This window comes from Cellulomonas pasadenensis, from assembly GCF_047229365.1.
Classification (GTDB): Bacteria; Actinomycetota; Actinomycetes; order Actinomycetales; family Cellulomonadaceae; genus Cellulomonas.
In genome coordinates, this window is sequence record NZ_JBFTEP010000046.1 from 20,742 (window position 1) to 27,208 (window position 6,467).

Sequence of the window (6,467 nt, forward strand, 5' to 3'; positions counted from 1 at the left end):
GCACCCGACATGGCAGTGGTCACACCCCCGGCACCGCCGGCGACCAGGTCGACCAGACCGACGAGGAGGCGGGGCCGCGAGGGCGGCGGACGCGGGGACCTGCGCACCGCGGTGATCTTCCTCATCCCCGCGACCATCGGCTTCGTCGTCTTCTACCTCGTGCCGACGCTGCGGGGCATGTGGTTCAGCCTCACCGACTACTCGGTGCTGGCCCCGGCCGAGTTCGTCGGCCTCGCGAACTACCGGCGCCTGCTCGAGGACCCCCTGTTCTGGAACGCCATGGGGGTCACCGGGTACTACGTCGTGGTCAACATCGTCGTCCAGACGCTCATAGCGATCGGCCTCGCGATGCTGCTGCAGCGCATGACGCGCTCCATCCTCATCCGCGGCATGGCGCTGCTGCCCTACTTCGTCGCGAACGTCGTCGTCGCGCTCGTCTGGTTCTTCATGCTCGACTACCAGATCGGCGTGGTGAACGTCCTGCTCGGCAAGGTCGGGATCGACCCGCAGGCCTTCTTCGGTGACCCGGCGCTGGCGCTGCCCACCATCGCGCTCATCAACGTGTGGCGGCACATGGGCTACACGGCGCTGCTCATCTTCGCGGGCCTGCAGACGATCGCGCCGCAGCTGTACGAGGCGGCCTCGCTCGACGGCGCCAGCGCGTGGCGGCAGTTCCGCTCGATCACCCTGCCCCTGCTGCGGCCCGTGCTCGCGCTCGTCCTCGTCGTGACGGTCACCGGCTCCTTCCAGATCTTCGACACCGTCGCCGTGACCACCGGGGGCGGCCCCGTCGACGCCACGCGCGTCATCTACCTCTACATCTACGACCTGGCGTTCGCGCAGCTCGACTTCGGGTACGCGTCCGCGCTGTCGGTCGTCCTGTTCGCCGTCCTGCTCGTCGTCGCGCTGGTGCAGCTGCGGCTGCTGCGCGCCGGCGAGTCGGACAACGCCTGAGGAGGTCACCGTGACGACGACGACCGCACGCCCGGCCACGACGCCCCGGCCCGTCCCGACGTCCCGCACCCGCCGGCCCGTGCCGTGGGGACGGGTCGTCGGCTGGGTCTGCCTGATCGTGATCCTGCTGATCACGCTCTTCCCGTTCTACTGGATGCTGCGCACGGCGTTCTCCGACAACCGCGCGCTCGCGGCCGAGGCCGGCAACCTGCTGCCCGCCGACCTCACGCTGGACGCCTTCCGCCGCGTCTTCGGGCTCACGACGCTCGAGGAGTCCCTCGCGCAGGGCGGTGCCGGCGGACGCATCCACTTCTGGCTCTACCTGCGCAACTCGGTGATCGTGGCTACCGCGATCACCGTCGGCCAGGTGTTCTTCTCCGCCATGGCCGCGTACGCGTTCGCCCGGCTGCGCTGGCCCGGTCGCGACACCGTGTTCGCGATCTTCCTGTCGGCGCTGATGGTGCCCGGCATCTTCACCGCCATCCCGAACTTCGTGCTCATCAAGGAGCTGGGGCTGCTCAACACCTTCCCCGGCCTGATCCTGCCGACGGTCTTCATGACGCCGTTCGCGATCTTCTTCCTGCGCCAGTTCTTCCTCGGCATCCCCCGCGAGCTCGAGGAGGCCGCCATGCTCGACGGCGCCAGCCGCGCACGGGTGTTCCTGCGGATCATCCTGCCGATGGCCGGCGCCCCGATCACCACGCTCGGCGTCCTCACCTACATCACGGCCTGGAACGAGTACTTCTGGCCGCTGCTCGTCGGGCAGAGCGACGACGTGCGCGTGCTCACCGTCGCCCTTGGCATCTTCCGGTCCCAGACCCCGCAGGGCAGCCCCGACTGGGCCGGCCTCATGGCCGCGACCCTCGTCGCGGCGCTGCCGATCGTCGCGCTGTTCATCGCGCTCGGGAAGCGCATCGTCAGCTCCATCGGCTTCTCCGGCATCAAGTGAGGTCCGCACCCATGACCACGCACCAGCACCGCACACCCCGCGCCCGCCGCAGCCGACGCGCCGCCGCCGTGGGCGCCGCGCTCAGCGCGACCCTCGCCCTCGCCGGCTGCGCCGGGCCCGCCGACGCCGACGCGCCCGTCACCCTCACCTACTGGATGTGGGACGCCAACCAGGTGCCCGGCTACCAGCAGTGCGCCACGGACTTCGAGGCCGCCAACCCCGACGTGCTCATCAACATCGAGCAGTACGGCTGGGACGACTACTGGACGCAGCTCACCGCCCGCATGGTCGCCGAGAGCGCGCCCGACGTCTTCGTCGACCACGCGCAGCAGTTCGGCAAGTACGCGAGCTTCGACCAGATCCTCGACGTGGAGGACCGGGTCGAGGAGTCCGGGCTCGACCTCGAGCAGTACCAGCCCGGCCTCGTGGACCTGTGGCGCGGCCCCGAGGGCGGCCTGTACGGCCTGCCGAAGGACTGGGACAGCGTCGGCCTCTTCTTCAACGCCGACCTGGTCGCCGAGGCCGGGTACACGCCCGAGGACCTGTGGGAGCTCGAGTGGAACCCGCAGGACGGCGGCACGTTCGAGCAGTTCCTCGCCCGCCTGACGGTCGACGAGAACGGCGTCCGTGGAGACGAGCCCGGCTTCGACAAGGACCGCGTCGCCGTCCACGGCATGGGGTACAACGAGAGCGGCGGTGGCTTCGGCCAGGTGCAGTGGGCGTCGTTCGCGCTCAGCAACGGGTGGACGTACGCGGACCGCAACCCGTGGCCGACCGAGCTCGCCTACGAGGACCCGGCCCTCGCCGAGGCGATCACCTGGTACCGCTCGCTCGTCGAGAAGGGATACATGCCGCCGCTGGCCGTCGCCACCTCGGGCATCGGGACGATCGAGTCCATGGGCTCCGGGTCATACGCGAGCCTCATCGAGGGCGCCTGGAACGCCCGTGCCATGTCCGAGCTGCAGGGCGTCGACATCGGCACCGCGCCGACGCCCATCGGCCCCTCCGGTCACCGCGCGAGCGTCTACAACGGCCTGTCCGACGCGATCTACGCCGGTACGCCGCACCCCGACGAGGCGTGGCGCTGGGTCGAGTACCTCGCCACGCCTGAGTGCCAGGACGTCGTCGCCCAGCAGGCCCGCGTCTTCCCCGCCATCACGACCGCCTCGGAGAAGGCCGTGGCGGCGTTCGAGGAGATCGGCGTCGACGCCGACGCCTTCGCCGTGCACGTCCGGGAGGGCACCGGCGTCCTGCCGCCCGTGACCGGGCGGTGGGCGGAGGTCCAGTCGATCATGCAGCCCGCGATGGACTCGGTGCTCTCCTTCCGCTCCGACCCGGACAGCCTCGCCGCCGCGGACGAACGCGTCGACCGGCTGTTCGCCGCGGACTCGTAGCGGCTGTTGCGCCCGTCCCGAGAACAGGAGCCCGGCCCCACGGGGGAGGGCCGGGCTCCTGCGGGTGTCAGCGGCGTGAGCCGCCGGCGTCGTGGACCGCCGCTGTCACGGGTACATCGTCTCCGCGGGGATGTAGCCGTACGGCAGCTCGCCGACGAGCCAGGACCGGTCCCCCTCGAGGTCGATCTCGAGGGTCGGGGCGAGCGTCCCGCCGTAGATCGGGTCTCCGCCGCCGGCGCGCGGGATGGTGTCGATGAAGCTCTCGACGAGCAGGTTCGGCATCACGTAGTCCGAGTAGTTCTGCAGCGGCGCGTCCGGCGGGTTGCCGAGCACGAGGCCGCTGTCGTTGAGCGCCTGGTAGTCGCTGCGCAGACCCGGGCCGACGAAGCCGTAGAGCCCGTCGGGGCCGGTGAGCCCGGGCGCGAACGTGAACATGTGGCTGATGGTCCAGAGGTAGTACTTCCCCTCGTGCACGATCAGGTGCGGACGCTCGGTCTGCTGGTTCGTGCACTCGGCCGACAGGAGCGGAGGCAGCAGGCGCCACGAGGTGAAGTCGGCGTTGCGCAGCTCCATGATGCCGATGTTGCCGGTGTAGAACCGTGCGTCGTCGGGCACCACGTGCCCGCCGGGCACCCGGCCGATCTCCTTGCGGTCGCACCGGTGCGTGCCGGCGACGCCGCCGTTGTTGCCCTCGAACAGGGCGTAGATCTTGTGGTCGGTCGGGTCGCGGAACACGAACGGGTCGCGGAACGCGTAGATGATCGGACCCGCCTGGGACTGCTCGAGCGTCTGGTACAGGCGCCCGTCGGCCTCGGCGATGATCTGGTGGTCCTCGAACCCGGTGAAGTACACGCCGTCCTCGTCGGCGTGGACACGGCCCTCGGCGTGCGCGAGCCGCTGGAGGGCGTCGGACGGGTCGATGCCCCCGTCGTCACGACCGGAGGCGGTGTAGAAGGCGTGCACCTCGCCGTCCTCCGTGAGGACCGTGGACCCTGCCCACTCCCGGGAGCCGAACGAGGAGCCGGCCGGGAACAGGTCGCCGCCGTACGTCCAGTTCTGGGCGTCCTGCGAGTAGAAGTAGCCGATGCGGGCCTGCCAGTGCCTGTCGCCGAAGAAGATGTCCCGGGGCGCCGTGAGCGAGAAGATGATGTTCCAGCCCTCGTAGGCGATCGGCTCCATGTTCAGGTCGGTCAGCGGCCAGGTGTCCCAGATCCACACCTCGTCCGTCATGATCGGGAACTGCTCAGGGATGCGGGGCTTGGTGTTCGTGGCGTCCTGACGGATCTTCAGGGCGTCGGCGCGGGTCCAGTTCGCGGTGAACGTCGAGCGCGGGCTGAAGACGGCGTCGATGGTGGCCCCGCCGCCGCGGGGCTGGAGCGAGGTGCCGCCGCCCGGCAGGTCGACGGCACGAGGGAGCTCGGCGGCCCGGTCGGGCTGGACGGCGGCTCCGGACGGGATCTGCAGTGCGGCGACCATCGCCACCGAGAAGGCGGCGACGAGCGCGCCGCGCATGGTGCGCTTCATATGGGTTCCCCTGTCGCACGGCCGCGGGCCCGGCGTCGTCGCCGGGCGCGGCACTGTGGAGCGTGCGCGCCTCGCGCACGCATCGTGCGAGTCGGTCGTCACCGACGTGGTGGGCTGTCACACCGTCGTGCACGCCCCCGGTGAGCCGGCTGTGACCGGCAACACGTTCAGGCAAGCACTGTCTGTCATCGTGCGCAAGACCCTCGTCGACCCGCCCGCCGCCCTCGCTCCGCGCGCCCCGGGACGCGCGCACGACGACGGAGGACCCCGCCGGGCGGGGCCCTCCGTCGTCGTCCGGGCTACTGCAGCAGCTCGAGCCGTGCCGGGTCGTCGGCGAAGACCTCCTGCGCGTTCTCCTGCGTCACCACCACCGGGTCCAGCTGGTACACGGCGACGTCCTTCTGGCCGTTGTCGACGGTCTCGTCGGGCTCCGGCAGCTCCTCGCCCTGCTGCAGGGCCTGGATCAGCTCGACGGTGCGGCCGACGAGGTCCTGCGTGGGCTTGGCGACGGTGGACCACTGCTGGCCCTGCCACACCGACACGACGGACTCGTTCTCGGCGTCGAGGCCCGTCACGACGGGCACCTCCTGGCCGGCCTGCTGCGCCGACGTCATGATCGCGCGGGCGATCCCGTCGTTCGGGGACAAGGCGCCGTCGATCTCCTCGGCGCTGTAGAAGCCCGAGAGCAGCGAGTCCATCCGCGCCTGCGCCTTGGCGTTGTCCCAGTCCGGCGTGGCGACCTGCGTGAAGCTCGTCTGACCCGAGCCGACGACGAGCGTCCCGTCGTCGATCTTGGGCTGCAGCACCGACATGGCGCCCTCGAAGAACGCCGGCGCGTTGGGGTCGGCGGGTCCTCCACCGAACAGCTCGACGTGGTAGGGGGGCTCGCCCTTGCGCGCGGCCAGTCCGTCGAGGAGCGACTGGCCCTGCAGCTCCCCGGTGCGGACGCTGCCGAACTGCACGACGCCGTCGACGGCGGTCGTGTTCTCGATGAGGCGGTCGTAGCCGATGACCGCGATGCCGGCGTCGGCCGCGCGCTCGAGCACGCTCCCGAGCTGGGTTCCGTCGATCGGGCCGACGACGATGACCTCGGCGCCGCGCTCGATCATCGCCTCGATCTGCTGCTGCTGCTGCGGGACCTTGTTGTCCGCGGCCTGGACGAGCGGCTCGAAGCCGGCCTCCGTGAGCTCGGAGGTGAACATCTCCTCCGCCTCCGCCCAGTTCTGCGTGCCGAGCCACGGGAGGGACACACCGACGACGGCGTCCTCGGCGAAGCCGCCGGACGCGCCGGCGGCGGTGTCCTCCCCCGTTCCTTCCCGGCCGCCGCCGCACGCGCTGAGGGCGAGGGCTCCGGCGGTGGTGAGCGCCACGAGGGCGAGGGACCTGGTGCGCATGAGTGCTCCTTCTCCACGGGCGCACCCGCTGCGGGGTGCGCCTGACCGCCCGGGGGCTCCGGTGCCCACGGGGTCGTACGTCGGGTGGTGCGCCGCGCGGCTCGGGGCCGGGGGACGCACGGACGGGCGAGGCGCTGCCGCGGGGCGGCGCCCCGAGAGCGGCACGCGGCTGCTAGCCGACCGTGCCCGTCGGCGTGCGGCCGTCGGCCGGCACGGCGGGCTCGTCGCGCTCGGGCCGGGCCGGGCCCAGCG

At 71.3% G+C, this 6,467-nt stretch carries 5 protein-coding genes; 3 read left to right on the plus strand and 2 right to left on the minus strand.

Translation table 11 applies throughout. The annotated features are described in order from the left end of the window. Positions 1-9: 9 nt before the first annotated feature. From AB6N23_RS08710 to AB6N23_RS08720, 3 genes are read left to right on the plus strand one after another with little or no spacing between them, the layout of a single operon-like run. Positions 10-954, plus strand: coding sequence for a carbohydrate ABC transporter permease (locus AB6N23_RS08710; RefSeq protein ID WP_412865698.1), 945 nt, complete (start codon positions 10-12; stop codon positions 952-954). A gap of 10 nt (positions 955-964) precedes the next feature. Next, positions 965-1,903: a carbohydrate ABC transporter permease gene (locus AB6N23_RS08715; protein WP_412865699.1), complete on the plus strand. Its 939-nt coding sequence runs from the start codon at positions 965-967 to the stop codon at positions 1,901-1,903. An 11-nt stretch (positions 1,904-1,914) separates the two neighbouring features. After that, positions 1,915-3,297 carry an ABC transporter substrate-binding protein gene (locus tag AB6N23_RS08720; protein WP_412865700.1) on the plus strand — a complete coding sequence of 461 codons (1,383 nt, stop codon included), beginning with the start codon at positions 1,915-1,917 and terminating at the stop codon, positions 3,295-3,297. Between the two features lie 105 nt (positions 3,298-3,402). On the opposite strand, the gene AB6N23_RS08725 is transcribed toward AB6N23_RS08720, so the two are convergent. After that, a complete protein-coding gene (locus tag AB6N23_RS08725) occupies positions 3,403-4,821 on the minus strand; it encodes a glycoside hydrolase family 68 protein (protein ID WP_412865701.1) in 1,419 nt (472 codons plus the stop codon). Positions 4,822-5,120: 299 nt separating this feature from the next. After that, entirely contained in the window at positions 5,121-6,215 is a 1,095-nt protein-coding gene (locus tag AB6N23_RS08730) for a substrate-binding domain-containing protein (protein WP_412865702.1), read from the minus strand. Positions 6,216-6,467: the final 252 nt, after the last annotated feature.